15 protein-coding genes are annotated in these 21,999 nt (G+C 58.8%); 3 read left to right on the top strand and 12 right to left on the bottom strand.

Annotated features, from left to right (window positions below):
* Window positions 1–164 precede the first annotated feature (164 nt).
* The 8 genes from RBB75_RS15030 to RBB75_RS15065 all read right to left on the bottom strand — a co-directional run bounded on the left by RBB75_RS15030 (window position 165) and on the right by RBB75_RS15065 (window position 13,390).
* Complete coding sequence (locus tag RBB75_RS15030; protein WP_353068541.1) at window positions 165–3,665, bottom strand: TonB-dependent receptor domain-containing protein; 3,501 nt, start codon at window positions 3,663–3,665, stop codon at window positions 165–167.
* Window positions 3,666–4,066: 401 nt separating this feature from the next.
* Entirely contained in the window at window positions 4,067–4,420 is a 354-nt protein-coding gene (locus tag RBB75_RS15035) for an STAS domain-containing protein (RefSeq protein WP_179637538.1), read from the bottom strand.
* Window positions 4,421–4,636: 216 nt separating this feature from the next.
* Window positions 4,637–5,515, bottom strand: coding sequence for a sugar phosphate isomerase/epimerase family protein (locus tag RBB75_RS15040; protein WP_353068542.1), 879 nt, complete (start codon window positions 5,513–5,515; stop codon window positions 4,637–4,639).
* Window positions 5,516–5,724: 209 nt separating this feature from the next.
* Window positions 5,725–7,047 (bottom strand): Gfo/Idh/MocA family protein, encoded by a 1,323-nt coding sequence (locus tag RBB75_RS15045; RefSeq protein WP_353068543.1) that lies wholly within the window; start codon window positions 7,045–7,047, stop codon window positions 5,725–5,727.
* A gap of 359 nt (window positions 7,048–7,406) precedes the next feature.
* On the bottom strand, window positions 7,407–8,372 hold the full coding sequence (locus RBB75_RS15050) for a sugar phosphate isomerase/epimerase family protein (protein WP_353068544.1): 966 nt from the start codon (window positions 8,370–8,372) through the stop codon (window positions 7,407–7,409).
* A 198-nt stretch (window positions 8,373–8,570) separates the two neighbouring features.
* Window positions 8,571–12,068, bottom strand: a complete 3,498-nt coding sequence (locus RBB75_RS15055) for a carboxypeptidase regulatory-like domain-containing protein (protein WP_353068545.1) — start codon at window positions 12,066–12,068, stop codon at window positions 8,571–8,573.
* Between the two features lie 180 nt (window positions 12,069–12,248).
* The gene (locus RBB75_RS15060; RefSeq protein ID WP_353068546.1) at window positions 12,249–12,716 is read right to left on the bottom strand and encodes a hypothetical protein; all 468 of its coding nucleotides are present in this window, start codon (window positions 12,714–12,716) and stop codon (window positions 12,249–12,251) included.
* Window positions 12,713–13,390, bottom strand: coding sequence for an orotate phosphoribosyltransferase (locus RBB75_RS15065; protein WP_353068547.1), 678 nt, complete (start codon window positions 13,388–13,390; stop codon window positions 12,713–12,715). The genes RBB75_RS15060 and RBB75_RS15065 overlap by 4 nt, the downstream gene beginning before the upstream one ends.
* A 548-nt stretch (window positions 13,391–13,938) precedes the next feature.
* Between RBB75_RS15065 and RBB75_RS15070 the strand changes: the two genes are divergently transcribed.
* Window positions 13,939–14,337: a RidA family protein gene (locus RBB75_RS15070; RefSeq protein ID WP_353068548.1), complete on the top strand. Its 399-nt coding sequence runs from the start codon at window positions 13,939–13,941 to the stop codon at window positions 14,335–14,337.
* Window positions 14,338–14,435: 98 nt separating this feature from the next.
* The gene (locus RBB75_RS15075) at window positions 14,436–15,815 is read left to right on the top strand and encodes an ATP-binding protein (RefSeq protein WP_353068549.1); all 1,380 of its coding nucleotides are present in this window, start codon (window positions 14,436–14,438) and stop codon (window positions 15,813–15,815) included.
* Window positions 15,816–15,966: 151 nt separating this feature from the next.
* Here RBB75_RS15075 and RBB75_RS15080 read toward each other — a convergent pair whose 3' ends face one another.
* The 3 genes from RBB75_RS15080 to uvrA form a co-directional block, all read right to left on the bottom strand.
* Window positions 15,967–16,320, bottom strand: coding sequence for a hypothetical protein (locus RBB75_RS15080; RefSeq protein ID WP_353068550.1), 354 nt, complete (start codon window positions 16,318–16,320; stop codon window positions 15,967–15,969).
* A gap of 91 nt (window positions 16,321–16,411) precedes the next feature.
* On the bottom strand, window positions 16,412–17,488 hold the full coding sequence (locus RBB75_RS15085) for a CPBP family intramembrane glutamic endopeptidase (protein ID WP_353068551.1): 1,077 nt from the start codon (window positions 17,486–17,488) through the stop codon (window positions 16,412–16,414).
* Window positions 17,485–20,610 carry an excinuclease ABC subunit UvrA gene (gene uvrA / locus RBB75_RS15090; RefSeq protein WP_353070396.1) on the bottom strand — a complete coding sequence of 1,042 codons (3,126 nt, stop codon included), beginning with the start codon at window positions 20,608–20,610 and terminating at the stop codon, window positions 17,485–17,487. Before uvrA ends, RBB75_RS15085 begins: the two co-directional genes overlap by 4 nt.
* 244 nt (window positions 20,611–20,854) lie before the next feature.
* Here uvrA and RBB75_RS15095 point away from each other — a divergent pair, with 244 nt between their 5' ends.
* Window positions 20,855–21,025: a hypothetical protein gene (locus RBB75_RS15095; protein WP_179636416.1), complete on the top strand. Its 171-nt coding sequence runs from the start codon at window positions 20,855–20,857 to the stop codon at window positions 21,023–21,025.
* 54 nt (window positions 21,026–21,079) lie between these two features.
* Here RBB75_RS15095 and RBB75_RS15100 read toward each other — a convergent pair whose 3' ends face one another.
* Complete coding sequence (locus RBB75_RS15100; protein WP_179637547.1) at window positions 21,080–21,883, bottom strand: hypothetical protein; 804 nt, start codon at window positions 21,881–21,883, stop codon at window positions 21,080–21,082.
* Window positions 21,884–21,999: the final 116 nt, after the last annotated feature.

The following is a 21,999-nucleotide window of genomic DNA, read 5'->3' on the forward strand; positions in this document are numbered from 1 at the left end:
CGAAGGTTTTGGATGACGAGTCAAGTGACGGTGACGAACTCTGGATAGCTACAAAGGAGTTTAGAGTTACGACGGCGAATTCGAAGACGACAAACAATTTGGGACACGATGAGATACTTCCCGTCTGCACCGGATTGGTTTCGGTGCAGACGGGAAGAGGTTGGCTAGAAGCTGAAGCGGGCCTGGAGGTTGACGATGCGTCCGGAGAGGCCGCTGGTGGCCTGGCCGAAGTTGGGAGTTTCGATGTTCGTGACGATCGTACTTGGTGTGAGATTGATGTTGTTGAAGAGGTTGAAGGCGTCGGCTCTGATCTCGATAGCGGCGTCCTCTCCGATGATGCGTGCCTTTGGAAGACCGAAGGACTTGACGAGGGTTGCGTCGAAGTCTTTATAGCCGGGGCCGTTGAAGGAGTTGCGCGCGATACCGGGAAGCTGCGGCAGGCCGGAGGCAAAGCCTGAACTGCCAGCGGTGGGCGCGACGGGTGCAGTGAAGTAGGGTTGGGCAGGGCCGGCGTTGGGGAAGTTGACGTTTGGCCTGCCGTTCTCAAAGGCATTGTTGCTGCTGCTGTTTTTGGCACCTCCGTTATAGGAGGCCGGGCGCAGGGTGTTGTAGGGGCTGGCGGAGTAGTAGAGGCTGCCTCCGGGCACGTTGTAGGTGGGGGTGAAGGGGAAGCCGGTGTGCAGGTTGAAGATGCCGCTGACCGACCAGCCATCCGCAACTTTTGAGAGAAAGGAGTTGCCGTGGAAGAACTTTGGCTGCCACAGGCCGTAGAGCTTGAACGCCTTTCCGTAGTTGAAGTCGGAGCGACCGTAGGCGAGGTAAGGCAGGTAGGGATAGGGGTCCATGTAGAAGGGACCGGAGCCGGTATCCATGGTCTTGGCGTAGTTGAACTCCGCGTCGAACATGAACTGGTGCGACATCTGGTGCTTGAAACCTAACAGGAGGGAGTTGTTGTTGGAGTTACCGGTGTTTGCATACTCGTCGATGTTCTGCACGAGATTGTTTTGCGGTATCCCGGCTGCGAACGCGTTGGCGTAGAGGAAGGTTTGAACGATGAGATGCTTGGTCGTGCTTCCCTGGTAGCCGACGGTGGCGACGAACTGATGTCCGAGATCGATCTGGGTGTCGAGGGAGAAGTGCTGGGTGTAGATGGTGGGCTGGTTGGGTTGGAAGGCATAGAGGAAGGCTCCGCCTCTGACCGGGAGGTTTGCGGAGTTGAAGCCTCCGATGGCGTTGGGGTTGGGCGGATAGCCGAAGAGCGATTTGGGATCGGGGGCGATGCCGTAGACGATTCGCGGATCGATGGTGGTGGGACTGCCGCTGGCGTAGCTGACGCTAAGAATACCGGGGGGATTGTTGCCGGAGTTGGATGTGATCGAGATCTCGGACTGGTTGTAGTTGAGGCCGTACCCGCCGCGAAAGACAGCTTTGCCGTGAAACATATCGGGGCTGAAGGCGAAGCCGAATTGCGGGCCGAAGTTGCCCTTTTGCGCGTTGGTGAGATTGCCGCCTTGCCGGACGGTGAGGCCGGTGAAGCCGGTGGCACCACTGCCGAGAACGACGACGCCGAGGTTGTTTTCTTTCGAGGAGAATGGTCCAAAGTAAGAGTAACGGAGGCCTGCATTGAGGGTCAGATTCGGGAGAGCCTTCCAGTCGTCCTGGATGAAGAAGCCGTAGAGATCTTCGCGGGTATCCTGGCGGTTGGCGGAGGGAGTGCCGGTTGCAGGATTGAAGCTGGCGTCTTCCCGTTCCGGAGCGTCGTTGAGAAAGTCCCAGATGTTGTAGAAGGAGTAGAGCGGCCGAGCAGCGTTGATGGCGTCGTTGAGGTAGTAGAGCCTCGTGACTTCTCCACCGAATTTGATGGTGTGATTTCCGGCGATCTTGGTGGCTACGTCTTTGTAGGTGAAGGTGTGTTGATTGAGAACGGCTGGGCCACCGGCACCAAAGGTACCGAGTGTGGCACTGCCCAGGTTCTCCACGATGGCGAGGGGGAGGCCGAAGGGCGCCTGCGGGTTCGAGGTGACCTCGTTGTAGCGATAGCCGGCGTCGTTGGCGCGAGCTTCGTTGAGAAAGGTTGGCGAGAAGATGTGGTTGTAGATGATGGAGTATGCTTCGTTATTTTGCTCGTGATTGAAGAGATTGTAGGCGCGGACCGAACTGTTGTAGGTGGTTGAGGTGAGGGGGACCCAGTAGACCGCGAAGGCGGCATGGTCTTTCTTGGTGATGTCGGCGTCGAGGCGTCCGTTGTACTGGCTGGCGATTTGAGAGCTAGGGTTCAGCGTGTTGTAGAAGGCGATGTCGGGCACGTTCGAGAGGCCTCCGCCAACACCTGGGTTGGTGACGCTTTGCCAGGTGAGGTCCTGGGTGCCAAGAGCCTGTTTGAGAGGGGAACCGATGTTAAGACCCTGACCTGGAATGGTGACGCAGTTAACGCCTTCGGCCAGGCCTGCATTGGCGCAGGTTTGATCGATAAGAGATGAAGCTGAGACTAGAGAGCCGGGGAAGCTCAGGTAGGTCTTGGAGATGCTGTTTGCAGGGGCGAGGGCTTGAAACGCGGCCGTTTCATACCAGCCGGTACCCGGCGTCTGCGAGTTATTGCGCTGGGTTTCGTAGGAGAAGAAGGCAAAGAGCCTGTCGTGAAGAATAGGGCCGCCAACGCTTCCGCCGATCTGGTTTGCCCTTTCGCTGTCTCGCAAGAGGCCTCGTTCCGACGGAGTACCGGGTTGAAAGGTGCCGGCGCCGTTGTAGCGCTGGTAGGCGTTGAGGCCGGGGCGGCTGGCACGGAAGTAGGCGCTTCCGTGAAATTGATTGCTGCCGGTCTTCGAGGTGACCTGAATCTGGGCTCCGCTGAAGCGGCCGTTTTCGGCGTCGTAGCCGTTCGAGAGGACTTTGATATTGCCGACGGAGTCTTCGGAGGGAGTGATGACCGAGGTTCCGCCCCAGACTGCGCTGACGGTACTGATGCCGTCGATCTGGATGCCATTGGTCTCGTACTGTCCTCCGTTGGCGTTGGCCTGGGGACCGTTCTCGGTCTGGAAGATGCCATTGCTTCGGTTGGCTCCGCCGGGGCCCTGGGTTCCAGGAAGCTGATTGGCATTGCCTGGGTTTGAAGATTGTGCGCCGTCGCCGAAGACGCCGGGGGCGAGCTGCACAAGCTGAAAGACATCGCGGCCGGTGGAGGGGAGATGTTGGATCTGGTTGCTGTCTACAGTTCCGCTGATGGAGGCGGTCTCGGTGTCGAGAGGAGGGAGGGTATCGCCGTTGACGGTGACGCTGGTGGTTGCTTCGCCGAGCTCGAGGGTTACGTTGACAGCATTTGGCTGCTCGGGGATGATGTGCAGGTCCTGGATGACCTGCTGCTTGAATCCCTTGGCCGCGGCGGTGAGGGTGAAGTGGTCGGGAGGCAGCGCGCTGAAGTTATAGACGCCGCTTGCATTTGAGATAGCGGTGATGGGATGGTTGGTGTCGGTGTCGGTAAGAGTCAGAGTTGCGCCGGGGACGACTTCGCCCTGCGGGTCGGTGACGGTTCCCTGGATGGACGCGCGGAATTGGGCGTGCGCTGTGACCGCGCACAAGCTGAAGAGGATGGCGAGCAATGTTGAGCCGAGCCTATGGGGGCGGAGTCTCGGGAGTGGGGAGAAGCTGCTGGAATGAAAGTGCTGCATGATGGCCTCCTGATCGGAACGTTTGGGGAGCCTTCCGTCCATGAAGCAGAGTCCTTCTGGGGGATAGGGGAGAATTAGGCAAACGTTTGACCGATAACGACTATGCACGGCGCCCTAAATGACTGTCAAGGTTGGGACTGGGATGATTACGGGGGGATCAACAGGTTTGGAAGCAGCATTCGACTAGCGTATTTTGTCTGCTGGATCGACAGAGCCTGGAGGGATGGGGATCTGCGGCTGGGTGCAGAGTCTTTGAGGCGCTTGTGCTCGTTGAGGCGGCGCTTTGTCTGGAGAGTGGTGTTCGGTTAATGACCGGTGCCGGAGACCGGAGTTTTCACTTGCGATCGTATGCGCCGATTGTGTATGAGAGCGAGCGTGGGAGAGGCTTGCGGGCTGGCGGCTCAGGAGGGGGCGAAGGAGGAGATTGCTTCCTGTTCTTCGGAGAAGATCTCGAAGAGTGGCAGGAGGTTGCACATCTTCAGGGTCTGGGTTACCTGCTTGGATGGATTGACGAGTTTCAAGGCTCCGCCGGCTTCTTTGGTGGAGCTCATGATCATGACGAGGAGGCCGATGCCGCTCGAGTCCATGCGGGTGATGCCGGTGAGATTGAAGACGAACTGGGTGGCTCCGTGAGCGGTGAGGTTGTCGATTTTTTGGCGCAGGGTGTTGACGGGAGTGCCGAGGACGAGTGCGCCGGTGAGCTCGACGGCTTCGATCTCTCCGTACTTCATGATCTTGATCTCAAGCGTGTTCAAGGTGCTGCTCCTTGTTCTCGACAACTGCGTTCTCAACAACTGCCGTGTGGATTAGCCGGCCGGTGGTGAGGTGCGATTGTCGATGGTCCCCGTCGATTGGCAGCAGAGAAAGCTCCGCGCGCCAGCCTGCGGCAGGATAACATCCTCCTTGCGGGTGAGGATATGTCAGGGCGGCGGGTCGCGTCCTGGGGCGCTTGACGAAGGGGATGGGTGGGATCAGCCGTGGGTGAGGTATCCCATCCCTGCGAGGACGCCTCGCATGTAGGAGAAGCTGGCGATGACGCCGGGCATGGGGTCGTCGGCGTGGACTTCGTATTCGAGGTCGACGAAACCTTTGTATTTGGTTTTGATGAGGGCTTCGAAGATGCCTCGGACGGGCATGATTCCGTCGCCTACAGCTACCTGGCTCTCTTTGCTTTGGAAGTTGGTGAGGTCCTTCATGTGGACGTTGAAGAGGCGGGGGCCGACTTCGTGAATGGCCTGGGCGACGTCGGTGCCGGCACGGACGGTGTGGCCAACGTCGATGCAGCAGCCGATGCGTGGGTCCATGTTTTTGACGGCTTTGAGGATGTCGAGGGGGGAGTGCCAGAGCTTGTCTTCGGGGCCGTGGTTGTGGATGGCGATGCGGATGTCGTATTCCTTGACGAATTTTTCGATGCGGGGGAGGGTGTCGGGGGCGGGGTCGCCGGCGACGATGACGGAGATTCCGGCGCGCTTGCAGTATTCGAATTTGCTGCGGATGTCGGCGTCGTCATCTTTGGTGAAGTAGATGGCTCCGGCGGCGTGGAGCTTGATGCCGGCGGCGGTGTAGTCGGCGAGGGCCTTGGCCTCTTCGGCGGGGTCCATGGGGAGGTGGTCTTTGATGTCTTTGACGTTGAGGTCGGTGATGTTGAGCTGCTTCATGTAGCCGATCATCTGGTCGCGGGTGAAGTTGCGGAAGGTGTAGCTGGTGAGGCCGAGCTGGATGGGCGAGGGTGCTCCGGTGGCGGGGGAGGGTTGCAGAGCGAGGGAAGGGATGGCGTTGGAGGTGATGCCTGCTGCTGCGAGGAGGGCGCCGGATTGGACGAAGCTGCGACGGGATAGGGTGTTGATCATGAGAGGGTAGACTCCGTGCTTTGCTGGGTTGAGTGGAGATGACGGTAAGGTTGCGGCCGGGTGGTGACGGCTATGGCAGTTTGTCCTGTGGTGTAGGAATTGCAAACGCAGATTCCCTTCGGGAATGACAACAAGAAGGACAACGGCAAAAGCAACTGCAACGGCAACGGCAAAAGCGAAAGCGGTTCCACACCAACTGCGGCATTGCTCTAGACGTGGGGCGCCCAGCCTTTTTCGTAGTCGCGTCCCCACATCTTCATGGCTTCGGAGTCGTGGAGCACCTTGCCGTCGGAGTTGTCGAGTTGCAGCTCGCGGTTGACCTCCCAGGCAACGTTGGAGAGTTGAAGCATGGTGACGGCTACGTTTCCGATGGAGACGGGAGCGTTAAGTTTTTCTCCTTTGCGGACGCCTGCGATGAAGTTCGCGAAGTGGGCGTCGGTCATGGAGTCGCGACCGGTGAGGTCGGTGGAGGAGGTTTGATCCTTGTTTGCTTTCAACTCGCTGGTCTTGTTTCCTTTGAGGTCGTAGATCTCGTAGCCGTCGCGGTCGACGAGGACGGTGCCGGTGGTTCCCATGATGGCCGAGCCACGGTCGCGGTTGTAGTACTTCATGCCCTGGCAGCTCTTGCCCTCCCAGGTGATCATCTTGTCGGGGTAGTAGAAGCTGGTGACGAGGGTGTCGTAGAACTGCCAGTCGTCCTTGAACTGATAGCGTCCACCGGAGGAGGTGACGCGGTCGGGAAAGTCGACGCCGAGTGCCCAGCGGCAGACGTCAACCTCGTGGGTGCCGTTGTTGAGGGTTTCGCCGGTACCGTAGGTTCTGAACCAGTGCCAGTTGTAGGGCTGGATGTTGTCGGTGTAGGCTCTGCGCGGCGCCGGACCCTGGAAGAGATCCCAGTCGAGTTGCGGAGGAACGGGTGCTTCTTTACCGGTGCCGATGGATTTTCTTACGTTGCTGTACCAGGCTTTGGCGAAGTAGGCGCGACCGATGAGGCCGTTGTGAATCTTGTCGACGATCTCTGCGGTATGGGGGGAGGAGCGCTGCTGCGTGCCCATCTGGACGAGCTTTCCGTACTTCTGCTGGGCCTGAACGAGGAGCGCGCCTTCGGCGGGGTTATGGCTGCAGGGTTTTTCGACGTAGACGTGCTTGCCGGCCTGCAAGCCGGCGATGGCCATGGGGGTGTGCCAGTGGTCGGGCGCGGCGATGGTGATGGCGTCGACATCTTTTTGTTGGAGGATGTGGCGGAAGTCTTTTTCGGTGGCGGGGGCTTCACCCATCTCTTTTTGCGTGTCGTCGGCGAACTTCTTGAGCGTATTGCTGTCGACGTCGCAGACATAGGTGATGCGGGCATCTTTCTTGTTGGCCTTGAGGGCGGAGAGGTGAGCATAGGCGCGGCTGCGAACGCCGATGACGGCAAAGTTGAGCCGGTCGTTGGAGCCCATGATCTGCGCGTAGCTCTTTGCGGTGGAGGCGACAGCGAGGCCTGCTGCGCTAACTGCCATTGTGTCGAGAAACTCTCGTCTGGTGATCATTGTTTTCTCCCATCGCCCATGGAGGCGCGGTGATTTTGCGGAATGAGGAAGATTACTTGCAACGATTGAGGTTGATCGTGGTGTCGGTTTGGTGGGTGTTTGTGATTCTGAGACTTGGGAAGCGAGGGTAGAAAGGTTTTGATGACATCGGTAGTGTAAAGAGCATCGGGGTCCTTCGCTACGCTCAGGATGACGACAAAAACTAGGTGATAGCAAGACTGGGGATCACCGCTCAATCAAAGGACAACAGCAGATTCCCTTCGGGAATGACAACCAAACAGCAAAGCCGGGACAAGATGCAAGAGCGAACTAAATGAATTCTTTACTCCGCTCGGGACGGCGGCGGGTAAGGTGGAGCACTAGAAGGTGCCTGAGTTGATCAGGCATTGCTTCATGCCGGCCCAGCTGATGCGCGTGGAGGCTTCAGGTGTGCCTGCTCCGCGCCAGTGGGTTTCGAGACTGACGGCGTCGCGGTAGCCGGACTGTTTGAGGGCGCGGTATTGCGCGGTCCAGTCGATGAAGCCTTTGTCGACGGGGGACCAGACGATCTTTCCTGAGTCGTCCTTGACGGCGTTCTTGCAGTGGCAATGGTGGATGCGGTTTTTGGGAAGAGCGTCCCAGCCGCCGGGGAAGGCGTCGAGCTCTCCGCGCATGACTGCGTTGCCTGGGTCCCAGTTGAGAACGAAGTGGGGCGATAGAACCGCTTCGAGGGTTTTGGCGGCTTCGCGGCCGGTGGCGGTGTTGCAGGCGAACTCGTTTTCGATGACTAAGAGAATGCCTTGCTGACCGGTGATTTCAGCGGAGGCGCGAAGCTTTTCGTTGATGGCTGCGCGGTAGGGAGCGACGTCATCGAGGCGCCAGAAGTCGAAGCAGCGGATCTTGTCGGTCTTGAACTGTTTGGCGAGAGAGATGGAACGAGTGAGGACTTCGTCTTGCTGCTTGTAGGCGGACTCGGCGGCGCCGTGGAGATCTTCTTTGGAGCTGTATTTGGATTTGGGTGCGCCGGGCCAGTCAACTTTGAAGAGCGGGCTGGCGATGTCTGTGACCTGGAGGTTGTACTTTGCAAGGATTTTGAGGGCTTCTGCGATCTCGGCGTCGGAGACGGTCTGAAGGTTCTTGCCCCAGATCTCGCGGAGTTCGACGTAGTGGAGGCCGAAGTCGTTGGCGATGACCGAGCAGGCATGATCGAAGTCCTGCGAGATCTCGTCGGAGATGACGGCGATTTTGAAGGGCGAAGTTGCGGCCCATGCGCGCATCGGCAAAGAGAGCGATGCGACTAAGCCAGCCGAACCCCCTACGAACAGTCGCCGGGAAACACTCTTCATGATTGGAACTCCTCTTTCTTCTTTGCCATTTTGGCGTAATGCAGGAACAGGAACTTAAGACGATCCATTAGCCAATTAGTTGCATCGTTGCTAAGCGGTCGGACGATGCGAAGCTTCGGGTAAGATAGCGAATCTCGAAACAGATTGTGGAAGCAGGAGAGAAGTCCCGATTGAGATGGACCGGGACTTCTCCCCTGGTTAGAAAGAAATTTTGACTGCAGCCTGAAGGACACGTGGGCCGCCGACGCCGTTGACATTGCCGACGCCACTGCCGAGGGTTCCGGTTATGACACCAAACGAACTGGAGCCGTAAGTGGTTCCGGGCAGACCGAATGCGGGTGTGTTGGTAAGGTTGAAGGCATCGAAGCGAGCCTCTAGAGACGACTCGCGGAAGATAGGAAAGCTTTTGAAGAGGGACAGGTTGTCTGAGAAGTAGCCGGGGCCGCGGAATTGATTTCGTTGCGTGTTTCCGACGACGCATGGACCCGGGGATACGCAACCGGTGAGTCTGCTGATGCTGAAGCTGGTTGGATCGAACCATTGGGTGGTGCCGCTAGGGTTGCTGTGATGGTGCAGGACGTGGAAGGGGGCAACCTGATCGACGGTCTGGGTGGTGCCAGGGGTTGCGCTGGTGGTTGTGAGGGTAAACGGCAGGCCAGAGACCGCCGACAGGATGACCGAGGTCTTCCAGCCACCCAGTACGTAGGATCCGATGCCTGAGTTGAAGTACTTGTGATTCCGTCCAGCGGGCAGCTCCCAGGTGAGAGTCTGGGAGAAGTTGAGCCTGCGGTCGAAGTCCGCAAGGGCGTAGTTGCGACGGCGGTCGCCGCTGTAGAAGAGCAGGGCTCCATCTTGTGGGGTGGTCACATAGTTTTGCGCCTTGCCCCAGGTAAAGGCTGAGCTATAGGCTATGCCGTGGGTGAATCGGCGTGTGAATTGTACTTGCAGCGATTGGTAGTTTGAGGAGTAGCCCAGAAAGAATTGAGTCACGGAGGCGGTCTTTCCAAAGGCTATGTTCAACGGATCGAAGGCAGCACTCTCTCCGTAGACGCTGGGGACGTTGATGTTCTGCGAGGAGTCAATTCGCGTGCCGTGGTTGGCAACGTAAGCGATCTGGAGGGAGCTGTCATGCGGGAGCGCCTGCTGGATGGCCGCATTCCAGGAGGAGACATAGGCGTTCTTGAAGTTGAGCGGGATGTAAAGGTTGCCAAGGCTGTTGAGGAAGGTGTTGCCGGTGGCTGTGATCTTTCCATTAGCATCGACGGGGACGGGCGGGGTGGGTGGGATTCCGCTGACGAAGTTGACTGCGGCGGGATTCGTGGAACCCAGTACGGCGGCTCCATAGGTTGGAATATTGGTGTAGTCGGTACTGGTCTTGATGGGATAGTTGTAGGCGTAAGTGTTATCGACGAAGGGAACGTAGCTGACGCCGAATCCGGCTCGGAGGACTGTGGAATCGGTGGCGCGAAAGGAAGCACCAAGCCGGGGCGCAAAGTTGGTGTAGTCGGTCTTCATCCCGATATTCGAGGGATTTCCAGCTACGCCGGCGATAGTCAACTGATTGGTTGCCGGGCTGTAGCTGGAAAATCCTCCCGCTTTGCGCGGCGTTGCGGGTGGGTATAGTTCATAGCGCAAACCGACGTCGACAGTTAGTTTCGAGGTAGCCTGCCACTTGTCGGCGACAAAAAAGAAGAGCCAGGTCTGGCGGTAGGCGGGGAAGGTACTGTTAGTGTCCTGCCCTACCTGATACGGGGTGTCAAAGAGGATGCTGGCGATAGCGTTAGCCTGACCAGTAGTTGCGTTATTGAACTTCGTAGCACCGGGAGTGGAGGTTTGATTTTCACTGAAGTAGAAGGTTCCGGCAGCCGCGTTGATGTTTCCCTGAAGGAGATCGTCACGGATGCGGCGGATGTCGGCGCCTGCTTTGAGCGCATGGTTGCCGAGGATCTTGGTCCAGTTGTTGGCAAAGTCGATGTTCGACTCGGCGCGGAGCCACGGGAGTGATTGGGAGTAACCGATGAGCGGATTGGTGGTGCCGTTTTCTCCATTGCCGGCGAAGTTGCTTACCTGGAAGGCGACCTGGCCGCTATCGATCGAACTGAGATTGGTGCCGGGGATGCCGAGCTTCTTGGCGTCGTCCTGACCAAAGTCTGACTGCTGCGCCGAGTTGCGCAGGTGGGCTACACCGACGCGAACTTCAGTGAACAAGGTTGGCGAAAAGACGTGATCGTAGTTGCCGCCGGTGCTGTAAGCGGTTGCCGTTCCAGTCGCTTCGAAGCCTCCGCCTGCCGGGCCGCCGAGAAAGGATCCGAACAGAGGCGCCTGGAAGGTGGTGATTTTTTGATGGCTGAATCGACCGCTCAAATGATCTTTCTGGGAGATCGTCCAGTCTGACTTGATGTCGTAGCTGATGGCATCTTTGCTGAAGGGGGAGTTTTGGGAAAAGTTGTTGGTCTTCGCACCGGCAATATAAGCAGCGGAAGCGAGATTGGTCTTGGGATCTCTCGCGAGGGCGTCGAGGGATTGGAGAACAGTCAAACCAATGTTGCTGTCGTTGGCCGGGGTCGACAGGCGGCTGAGAGGAATGAGGTTGCCTGCAAACGGCGTGCGCCCCTTGCCGCAGTTAGCGGGAGTTGGGCCGCCGTTGCAATCTGCAGTGTCTCCGGTCTTCGGATCGTAGACCTGGCCAGCGTATTTGCTGAGATCGAGGTTACTGCCAACGACGTTGTAGAAGGGAATGTTTGTGTTGACTGTGGAAGACTCATGATCCGAGGTGCGGAGGAAATCGCCGAAGAAAAAGAGTTTGTCTTTGAGGATCGGGCCTCCGATGGAAGCGCCCGTGTAGTTGTAGACGAGGCGTCCGTTGGGACCGCTGGAGAAGTAGTTGCGAGCATTGACGCCGTTGTTTTCCATGTTCTGGAAGACAGATCCATGGAACTGATTTGTACCTGACTTGAGGGTGACGTTGACGACGCCGCCGACGGCACGGCCAAACTCCGCCTCGAAGTTATTGGTGGTGATGTCGACGTTCTGGATCGCGGCGGCGGGGGGGACGAGGATGATGTGGATTCCGGTGCGCTGGTCATCGTCGATACCCTCAATTTGATAGAGGTTGACGTAGGAGGACTGACCGTTGGCATTCACAGACAGATCGTTGTTGGCGTTGAAGAACTGTGAGTTGTTGAAGACGACGGGGGCCATGCCGGGAACGGTGTTAAGCAAGGATTGAAAGCTGTTGCCGCTGCTGAGGGGGAGATTGGAGATCTGATGCGCCTCGAGGGTGGTGGAGATATCGGCGCGGTCTGTTTGCAGCAGCGCGGGAGCGGTGGACACGGTGATCGTCTCGGACGCGCTGCCTGTGACGAGAGCGAAATCGACACGCGTTGAGGTGTTGGTGAGAAGATCGATGCCCTCATGGGTATCTTTCTTGAATCCGTTGGCTTCGACCGTGATGGTATAGGTCCCTGGCGGAAGGTTGGGCAGGGTGAAGTTGCCGCTTTCGTTGGTCACGGTCTCGTGAGTTGTTTGGGTAGCGGTTTCAATGACGATGACTCTCGCTGCAGAGACTGCGGCTCCGGTTGGATCATTGATCGTGCCAAGGAGTGTGCCGCTGACCGCCTGTCCAAAGAGAACGGGTGACAGAGCGAGTATCAATATCGGGAGAATGAGAAGACTTAATTTCTTGATCGCGATCACGTGAAACCTCCGAAGGTGTGACAACTTTTCAGGCCCGTACGGTTTATTGTTTGAAGAGCGAACGAACCCTACCAGTGGCGATATGACACAGTCAAGAAAATAAACGGACGGCTTTCTCTGGAGCAGTTTAGGCGCGGGAGTTGAGGAGAAAAAGCGGGTTGTTGAAGAGGCGTGGGCGCCTTATCGTTTGGGCCGGTGAAGAGTCCAGCACTGATCGGGAGGGCTGATCAGGAAAGCGATGAAGCAGAGGGCAAGGACGGAGTTTTCGAGAGAGGCGCCGAAGAACAGCCAGAAGGGGGAGTTGGGGCCGGGATAGTTCGAAGAGAAGAGGAAGAGCAGCACCATGGTCAGACCGCCCAGGCTTGCCCAGCGGACCAGAACTCCTGTGAGCAAGCTCAGTGCAATCAACAGTTCGGAGATGGCGACGACGGCGCCAAAGAAGACGGCGTGCGGAAGGATGATGTTTTTGAGCAAGGGGCGGATGAAGGCGTAGGAACCCTCTTTGAGGAATCCTGCGATGTCCTGGGCCATTCCTCCCCAGATGAACTTGGTGCTGGCCAGTTTGTACTCGGACAAGATGAGGAAGAGAAGGCCGATGGAGATGCGCAGGAAGGCAAGCGCTTTGGATTGTTGATCTACAGCGCTCATCTCTTCTTTTGCGTCTTCTTTTGCTGGGCGATGTGAGCGGCGCGGACGTCGGAGGCGGTGAAGACGGAGAGGAAGGGGACGCCGGGGATGGTGGCTTCGATGTTGGCGCGGCCTCCTTGTTCGCGGTCTACCAGGCAGAGGACTCCAGCAACGTTCATGCCGGCTTCGCGGGTGGCTTCGATGGCGGTGATTGTGGAGCCGCCGGTGGTGCAGACGTCGTCGACGATGACGACGTGGGCGCCGAGTTTGAGGAAGCCTTCGGTGCGGCGGCCGGTGCCGTGAGTCTTTTCTGCTTTGCGGACGAGGAAGCCGTGGAGGAGGGTGGGTGCGGGGCCTTCGTCGCTGCGTTCGTCGGGGTCGAGTTCGAGCGCGTCGGAGAGTTCGGCGATCTCGTTGTGATCGGCGAGGGCCCAGGCACTGGCGCTGGCGGTGTTGGAGACGAGGGGGTCGGCTCCCATGGTGAGGCCGCCTACGGCTTCTGCCTGGGGGAGGTGTTCGCTGATGAGGTCGTAGAGGACGAGGCCGGAGAGGCGTCCGCCTTCGGCGTGCAGGGTGGTGATGCGGCAGTCGATGTAGTAGTCCGACTTCTGGCCGCTGGCGAGGGTGAAGTCGCCCAGCTTGAAGGAGTGGGTGGCGATGAGGTTGAGGAGGGTGGTCCTGTTGTCGGTTGGCATGGTCAGCTCCGATTGTAGAGGATACGGGTTGGCCCTCCCCCCGAGGTATTGTTGAGCAAAGTCTTAGATCAGGCGACTTAGAGGTGGGCTGCAGGTCTGCTTTTATGTGTCGAAGTTTCGAAATCAGGAGTTTGGTAAATTGAGTGGCAAAGTCTTCATTGCCGTTGGTTCCCCTTTGTGGGTTTAACCTTGAAGCCCAGGCTGGGCCGCGGTTTTCTTGCTGTTTTTATTATGGCTAGTTGGAGGAGACTACTGTGCCATGGGTATGTCTTTTGTTGGTATGGCGTTGGCCTGCTTTGGAGCTCGACAGGTTTTTTTGAGAGGCTTGGCAGATCTGTCGATTCTGAAAAAAGCACACTACACTTGAAGAATCGAGATCGGCCAGGTGATGATGTCCGAGGTACGGTGTCCCGGGTACGGCAGTCCCGCCATCCTACCTTGCAGAAAGGCGAGTGGGTCCTGACATTTCCGGCTGGCGCGCGTCGCTTGTTATGATCGCCCGGTGGCGTGTGCGGTCTTACCGGACGGGTGCTTGAAAGGATTTCTATATGACTCAGCGCGATGCGATATTCCCTGCAAACCGTCATGCCCTCTACGAGGCGCACGGCTATTCTGCTGCGATCCGATCCGAAAATCTGCTGTTCGTCTCCGGCCAAGTCGGCAGCCGTAGCGATGGCTCGCCGGAACCGAACTTCGAGGATCAAGTTCGGCTCGCGTTCGCCAATCTGAAAGCGACGCTGATCGCGGGAGGATGCGGATTTGATGACATTGTAGATGTGACGACCTCTCACACCGATCCTGAGAGCCAATTTGAAACCATCATGGCCGTGAAGAGCGAAATGTTCGAACAGGCTCCTTATCCAAACTGGACGGCAATCGGTGTGAACTGGCTTGCCGGTTTTGATTTCGAGATCAAGGTGATTGCCCGCATTCCAAGCAAGACGTAGTCGGCCATGTAATGGCTGCCAGTCGCGGTTTCGGCTTCTGTCTCCGCGACGGATCTATTGAGTTCGAAAAAGCACACCATGCCTGGAGAAGCTGTTACATGGGATTCTCATTTTCGGTCGGTAATCAGGGGTTTCGCGAGCCGCAGCTCTCCAAAAATCTATTGAAGCATCTTGGAGTTTCGGCTCGGGATATTGCGACAGCGGCGCGCCAGTTTCCGATTACGTCGCGGATCGATATTCAGACCGGGCTGGAAAGCTTACTGAAACGTGAACCGCAGACGCGGTTGACTGGACTTTTTTCGCCGAATCCGCATGAGGGCGTTACGTTTGCTCAGATACTCGGCGGCTCTCACTTTCAAGTGGATACGGGGCCACTGCAGTATGACGAGATTGATATTGGCGATGCGGAACCGGCACGTTGTCTGAAGAATGGATTGTGGATGGGGCGAGAGAATGGGGTCCCTTTTGCGATCATGCTCGCTTCGGGTGGGCGATTCGGCTTTCAGGTGGGGGTAAACGTCGAGATTGCTGTTGCCGCAGGCGAATCCGGCTCCAGGTTCTCCCATGACTTCTTTCGTCAACTGGAGCAGGCGATCAGCGAGGGACGAAGCTATCGCGGCCGAGTGATTTCGCTTGAGGCGCATCATCATCCGATGGGAGGCGGCAGTTCGGTGAAGGTGCATCGGTTGGCCAAGGTGAACCGGGAGGATGTCATCCTTCCGCAGAAGACGCTGGCTACGCTCGATCGTAATGTCGGCGGTTTTATGGCAGCGCGAGACGCGCTGAAGGCAATGCATTTTCAGGCGCGGAAGGGGCTGCTGTTTTATGGGCCGCCGGGAACGGGCAAGACACACACGATCCACTATCTGGCTTCGCAGTTGCCGAATCATACGACGTTGCTGGTGACGGCTGAGCAGGTGGGATTGATCGGAGAATATTTTCGTCTGGCACGATTTCTGCAGCCTTCCATGATGGTGATTGAGGATGTGGACTTGATCGCCCGGGATAGAACAGAGATGCGGAACGGGGGCGAGGAGGTGTTGCTTAACAAGCTGCTGAATGAGATGGATGGACTGCGGGAAGATGCCGAGGTGTTGTTTATCCTGACGACCAATCGTCCGGACCAGATCGAGCCGGCGCTGGTCTCGCGTCCGGGGCGCATCGATCAGGCGATTGAGTTTCCGTTACCGGACGAGGAGGGCCGGGCGAAGCTGACGAAGCTGTATGGGCGCGATCTGAAGTTGTCGGATGAATTGCTGGAGTTGATCGTTCGGCGAACGAAGGGTGTGAGCGGCGCTTTTATCAAAGAGCTGATGAGGCGTTGCGCGCAGTTTCAGATGGAAGGCTCTGGGGGCAGCGTTCTCGCACAGGCTGCGGTGGATGAAGCGCTGGAGGAGATGTTGTTTGCGGGAGGAACTTTAAATCGGCGTTTGCTTGGCGGGGAAGCGGTTGAGACCTTGGGGACGGAAGTGGGTTAGCTTTACTGGGATTCGGAAGACTAAATTTGACCGACTATCACTTCTTTTTCTGTTTAGGCGTTGCCTCGAGCGGGCGTATTCGAGGGCGGGCTGTTCGCTTTGCTCAGAGTGCTGATCCTTCTGTTTGCCGATAGGACAGGATTCGACACCGTTATCTGTGGCGAAACCAGTGTGATGCCAGCAAAATCAGAATGAGAGCAGCACCGATAATGAGTCGGCGCCTAAACGGATGGAACGTGAGATCGTCTTCACTTCCTGAGTTGTCGTTAGGATTGTGCGGATCGTAACTGATGATAAAGGTATGACCTAAAGGGACATCGGCATGGGCAATGTACTGGCCGGAGTGTAGTTGCCCGTTTGCATGGTAGGTGAATGTAACGGCATATCTTGAGAAGTCCGGCATCTCAAAGTTTGCAATGCGGCCAGTGCGGATGCGTGGTGCATGTTTTATGAGTTCGCACGCTTCGACCGTTGCTGTTGCTTCAATCCAAGGAGGATCTTCCATATTGGGCCCAGAGGATTCTAACCTGCGGGTCGATCGCTGCTGAAGAGCAAACGAAAAAAGAGAGTGGAACAATCTTGGACTGTTGTATGGGTTAGTGGGAGAGCTTGTCGAGGTGGCGGTAGCCGCCGGTGGCGATGAAGGCGGTGAGGAAGATGGTGAAGTTGTAGCTGGCGTGGATGAGGGTGGAGGCCAGGACCGAGCGCAGGCGGATGCGGACGGCGCTGAGGATGAGGGAGACACAGAACAGGAGCAGCAGGACGGGCCAGGTGAAGGCGGTCTGCTGGCCGTGGAGTGCGGCGAAGAGGATGCTGGTGAAGACGGCGGAGAAGACCAGGGCTGGGGTGGAGATCTTGTTGTTGGAGTGCCAGAGCTCGCGGGCGGCGGGGGTGCGGGGGAGTGAGAGCCAGTCGTAGGCGATGGCGACGGCGGGCAGGAGGAAGCCCCGGAAGAGGATCTCTTCGAAGAGAGGTGCGACGAGGATGCCAAAGAGGGTGACCAGCCAGACGTCCGATGGGGTGCGGAAGAAGTCGTCGATCGGGATGTCTTTGGGGATGGAGATGACCGAGGAGATGGCTTGCACGGCGAAGGAGAGGGCGAGGCCGATGGGGATGAGACGGAAGGCGTTGCGGCGGGCGGCGTCGGGGTTGGCGTCGATGCCGTTGGCGAAGGGGCGCCTCCAGAGGAGAGGGAAGACGAACCAGGAGATGGCGAGTGTCGCGAGGTAGGTGACGGCTTCTGAGGCTATGAGCAGCTTGGGGGGGATGGAGGCGGCGGATAGTTTGCCTGCGATTGCGGGAGCGTGGGTGAGGCCAAGGAGAAGCAACTGGGTGAGGAAGAGGAAGACACCGGCGATGGCGAGGAAGAGGAGCGCGTGGCCGAAGTTGGGGATGCGGTGAGGCGCGTCTTCGGGCGCGTCGTTGGGGGTGTTGTCCATGGGAGGCTGGAGGATGGCCTCGCCTTCGGGGAGGAGAGAGAGTTCGGGAAGGATGGGGCGTTCGGGGAGTATCGGGTGCACCGGGGCATCAGATTGGCTTCGGCTTTGGGGGCTGGCGGCGACTGGATTCGGAGAGAGAAACGCGGCTGTGTTTTGGGCGATGTTCGAGCTAACGGATCGGGACGCGGGGGACCCGGTGGCTGGTGTTGCGGGGTTCGGAGTTAGTTCGCTCATGCTTTTTTCGTGCGTGGGACTGGCTTTGAGGCAGGTGCTTTCTTGTTCGGTGCCGATTCTGGAGTTGCTGCTTTGCTTATTGTGGACTTCTTTGCGGCTTTTGGCGTGATGCTTTTGGGGGATCTTTCTTCCGGTTTGGCGGCGCTTGCTTTGGCCAGGCCGGTCTTCTTTTCGGGGGCGATGAATTTGGCTTTTGGCTGTTTGACCGCGTCGGGGGCTGCGGCGATGTTTGCGGGCTGAGGGCCGGCGTGGCTGGTGCCGTTGCGGCTGGCGAAGGCTTGGCTTCCTAAAGACGGGTTGTGGGAGGCGTAGTAGCGGGCGAGGAAGCTGCCGGTGTGGGAGGCGGCGACGGTGGCGATCTGCTCGGGCGTGCCGTGGGCGATGATACGGCCGCCGCCTTCGCCGCCTTCGGGTCCCATGTCGAGGATGTAGTCGGCGTTGCGGATGATGTCGAGGTTGTGCTCGATGATGATGACGGTGTTGCCGAGGTCGGTTAACCGGTGGAGGACTTCGAGGAGCTTGCGCACGTCGTCGAAGTGGAGGCCGGTGGTGGGCTCGTCGAGGAGGTAGAGGGTGCGGCCGGTCTGGCGCTTGGAGAGCTCGCGGGCCAGCTTCATACGCTGGGCTTCGCCGCCGGAGAGGGTGGTGGCGGACTGGCCAAGATGGATGTAGCCGAGGCCTACATCGACGAGGGTTTGCAGCTTTACGTTGACGGTTGGGATGTCTTTGAGGATGGGGACGGCGTCGGCGATGGGGAGGTCGAGGAGATCGGCGATGGAGTAGCCGTTGAACTTGACGGAGAGGGTCTCTTGATTGTAACGGCGGCCGTTACATACTTCGCAGAGGACGTAGACGTCGGGGAGGAAGTTCATCTCGATGCGGCGCTGGCCTTCGCCCTGGCAGGCCTCGCAGCGTCCGCCCTGAACGTTGAAGGAGAAACGGCCGGGTTTGTAGCCGCGCTCGCGAGACTCGGGGAGCATGGCGAAGAGATCTCTTATCGCCGTGAACACTCCTGTATAGGTAGCAGGATTGCTGCGTGGGGTGCGGCCGATGGGGGACTGGTCGATCTGGATTACTTTGTCTAGCTGGTCAATACCGATGACCTTGCCGTGCTGGCCGGGCTCTTCGCGGCTGCCGTAGAGTTCTTTTGCCAGGGAGCGGTACAGAATGTCGTTGACTAGCGTGCTTTTGCCGGAGCCGCTGACGCCGGTGATGACGGTCATGACGCCGAGGGGGAAGTGGGCGGTGACGTTCTGGAGATTGTGGGAGTGGGCGTCTTCGACGGTGATCCAGTTGCCGGTGAGGGCGCGCGGGTTGGTGCGGGCTAAGATCTCGATCTTGCCGGCGAGGTACTGGCCGGTGATGGACGCTGGGTTGTCCATGATTTGTTGGGGGGTGCCGTCGGCGATGAGGAGACCGCCGTTTTTTCCTGCGCCGGGGCCGAGGTCGAGGACGTAGTCGGCTTTGCGGATGGTGTCTTCATCGTGCTCGACGACGAGGACGGTGTTGCCGAGGTCGCGAAGGTTTTCGAGGGCATTGATGAGGCGCTGATTGTCGCGCTGGTGGAGGCCGATGGAGGGCTCGTCGAGGACGTAGAGGACGCCGCGGAGGCGGGAGCCAATCTGTGTGGCGAGGCGGATGCGCTGGCCTTCGCCCCCGGAGAGGGTGGCGGCGCTGCGGTCGAGTGCGAGGTAGCCAAGGCCGACGGCGTTGAGGAACTCGAGGCGCTCGATGATCTCGCGCTGGAGGCGGTCGGCGATGATGCGGTCGCGGCCTACGAAGTTCATGTTGCGCGCTGAGGTGAGGGCGCGCTCCAGGGGGAGGGCGGTGAAGTCGGCGATGGAGGCGCTGTTTACGGTTACGGCGAGGGATTCGGGGCGGAGGCGGCGGCCTTTGCAGACGGGACAGAGGGTCGCGGACATGTACTGCATCATGTACTCGCGGTAGCCCTCGGATTTGGTGTCTTCGAGGTTGGAGCGGAGGTATTCGAAGATGCCGTGGAAGCCGGTGCGGCCTGCTTCGGCGCGCGGAGGGCCGTATAGGAAGAGATTCTGGTGTTCGGTGGTGAGGTCTTCGAAGGGCAGCTTGATGTTGATCTTGGTTTTTTCGGCGAAGAGCTTGATGAGGCGGAGGAGGTAGGCGGAGCCGGAGCCTGGGCCCATGGCGCCGTCGAGCAGGGGCTTGGACCAGTCGGTGATGGTCTTGGCGGGGTCGAAGTCGTAGATGCTGCCGAGGCCGTGGCAGTTGGGGCAGGCGCCGTAGTTGGAGTTGAAGGAGAAGCTGCGGGGCTCGAGGCGGGGGACGTTGATGCCGCAGTCGGGGCAGGCCATGGAGGAGGAGTAGAGGGTTTCGTCCATGCCGTGGATGGCGATGAGGACAAGGCCGTTGGCCATCTGAAGGGCTTTGGCGACGGAGGTTTCGAGGCGGCGGGTGTCGTACTTTGGCGCGGCGTTGGCTAAAGCGGCGGTGGTGTTATCGGGCGGGAGGGGTTTGAGGATGATGCGGTCGACTACGGCTTCGATGGTGTGGTTTTTGCGTTTTTCGAGGCGCATGCCTTCGGTGAGCTCGGTCATCTCGCCGTCGATACGGGCGCGGAAGCCTTGCTGGTCGAGTGCTTCGAGTTCTTCGCGGAACTCGCCTTTGCGTCCGCGGACGATGGGGGCGTAGACGGTGATGCGCTCGCCGGGGGAGAGGCTGGCGATACGTTCGACGATCTGCTCGGCGGACTGGCGGGTGATGGGGCGGTGGCAGTTGGGGCAGTGGGGTTGGCCTACGCTCGCGTACAACAGCCTCAGGTAATCATAGATCTCTGTGATGGTGCCGACGGTGGAGCGGGGGCTGCGGGAGGTGGTCTTTTGCTCGATGGAGATGGCGGGGGAGAGGCCGTCGATGGCGTCGACGTCGGGGCGCTCCATCTGGTCTAAGAATTGCCGGGCGTATGCCGATAAGGTCTCTACGTAGCGGCGTTGGCCCTCTGCGTAGATGGTGTCGAAGGCGAGGGAGGATTTTCCGGAGCCGGAGAGGCCGGTGACGACGGTGAGGGTGTTGCGCGGAATGCTGACGTCGACGTTGCGCAGGTTGTGCTGGCGAGCGCCGCGGACGGTGATGTGTGTAATGCCCATGAGATGTGTGTGGCGCTGTTCGGCCAAGTCTCTAGAATACGGCATTTTGAGGGGAGAGATTTTGTTGGGGCGGGCGCGGTTTTGCGATTGGGGCAACCCCGGAATGGGAAAGATGTATCCGAAGGAGCAACAACAGCCACTTTCGGGTCATTGTAATGGCCTGTAAGTTTGCAACAATAGCCGAGATGTAAAACGTTGTCGCCGGAAAAGGCCGGCGGCTTATGAAATCCGAGGGTTGGGTGTGATGACGTCGATTATGTTGGTCTGTGCGGTGTTGGCTTCGCTGGCTGTGGGTGTTTTGATTGCTTATGGGGTTTGTATTGCGATGTTTAGCGCGTTCCAGATGCATGCGCGTCAGATCGCTGGGAATGCTGATCGACAGGTGACGGCTACAGTGCAGGTTCTGAAGAGCTAGGCGCGCTGCTGGGTGGCAGTCGTGGTTTTTTAAGTAAGGACTTAATTTAAAAAGTTATTGGGGAGGAGCTTGCTGCTGGCGGAGGCGCTGGAGCTGCTCGTAGATCTGCTGCGGTGTTTTGACGCCATTGGGGGAGTCCGGCTGGGAGGTATCGGCTGGAGTTGTTGAGGCTGGCGCGGCCGGGGTGATGGGTGGAACGGTGCTGTTTCGAGGCGAGGGTGGTTCGGCTGAGGATGTGGGCGGGTCGGATGCTGGTTGAGCGTCGTCGGCTTCGGATTTGTCGTCGAAGGCCTGCGCGTTAGGGCTTGGCGGGGTGGGACCACCCTGGCGCGGGGTGAGGATGAGCTCTGCCGGGGTAGCGCCGTCGCGTGCCACGAGGAGCATGTTGCTGCCGGTGCCGTCCAGTAGCTGGGCCAGTATCTGACTGGGAGCGTCGGGACCGTATTTGCCAAAGACGCGCTCGTCGACGACGCCGCCTGTGATCTTGATGCCGGTCTCGTGGGAGATCTGGCGGAGGATCTGGTTGAGGCTGGAGTTGTCGGCGGTGACCGAGAGGATGCCGTTGGCGAGGGTGACCTGGGCGTGCTTTGGCTGTTCCTGGGCTGGCGTGAGAGGCACGGCTGGCGTGGCGGGAGGGAGCGGCTGCGCGGACGCGCTGGTTGGTGCTGTGGGTGGCAGGGTGGATGCTGCAGGAGTGGGTGTGGGCGGCGTGTTCGGGGGAGTCTGCGCAGAGATCAGACCTGCGATGGCGAAGATGCTGGAGGCGACGAAACGGATTGGCCCGGAGCTCTGCATGTAGTAGTAGGACGCTTTGTTGTGAGGCAAGGTTATCGGCAGCGTATGCAGCCTGTCCTCCATAGATTATCTATTAGTGACAACGGTGTCATTCGCGAATGGAACACTTGTCCGAACTTTGACAGACATCTGGTCATGGGGACACCATTTGCGGTCTTTTAGGAAGGCTTTCAGACTGG

This window comes from Tunturibacter empetritectus, from assembly GCF_040358985.1.
Lineage (GTDB): Bacteria > Acidobacteriota > Terriglobia > Terriglobales > Acidobacteriaceae > Edaphobacter > Edaphobacter empetritectus.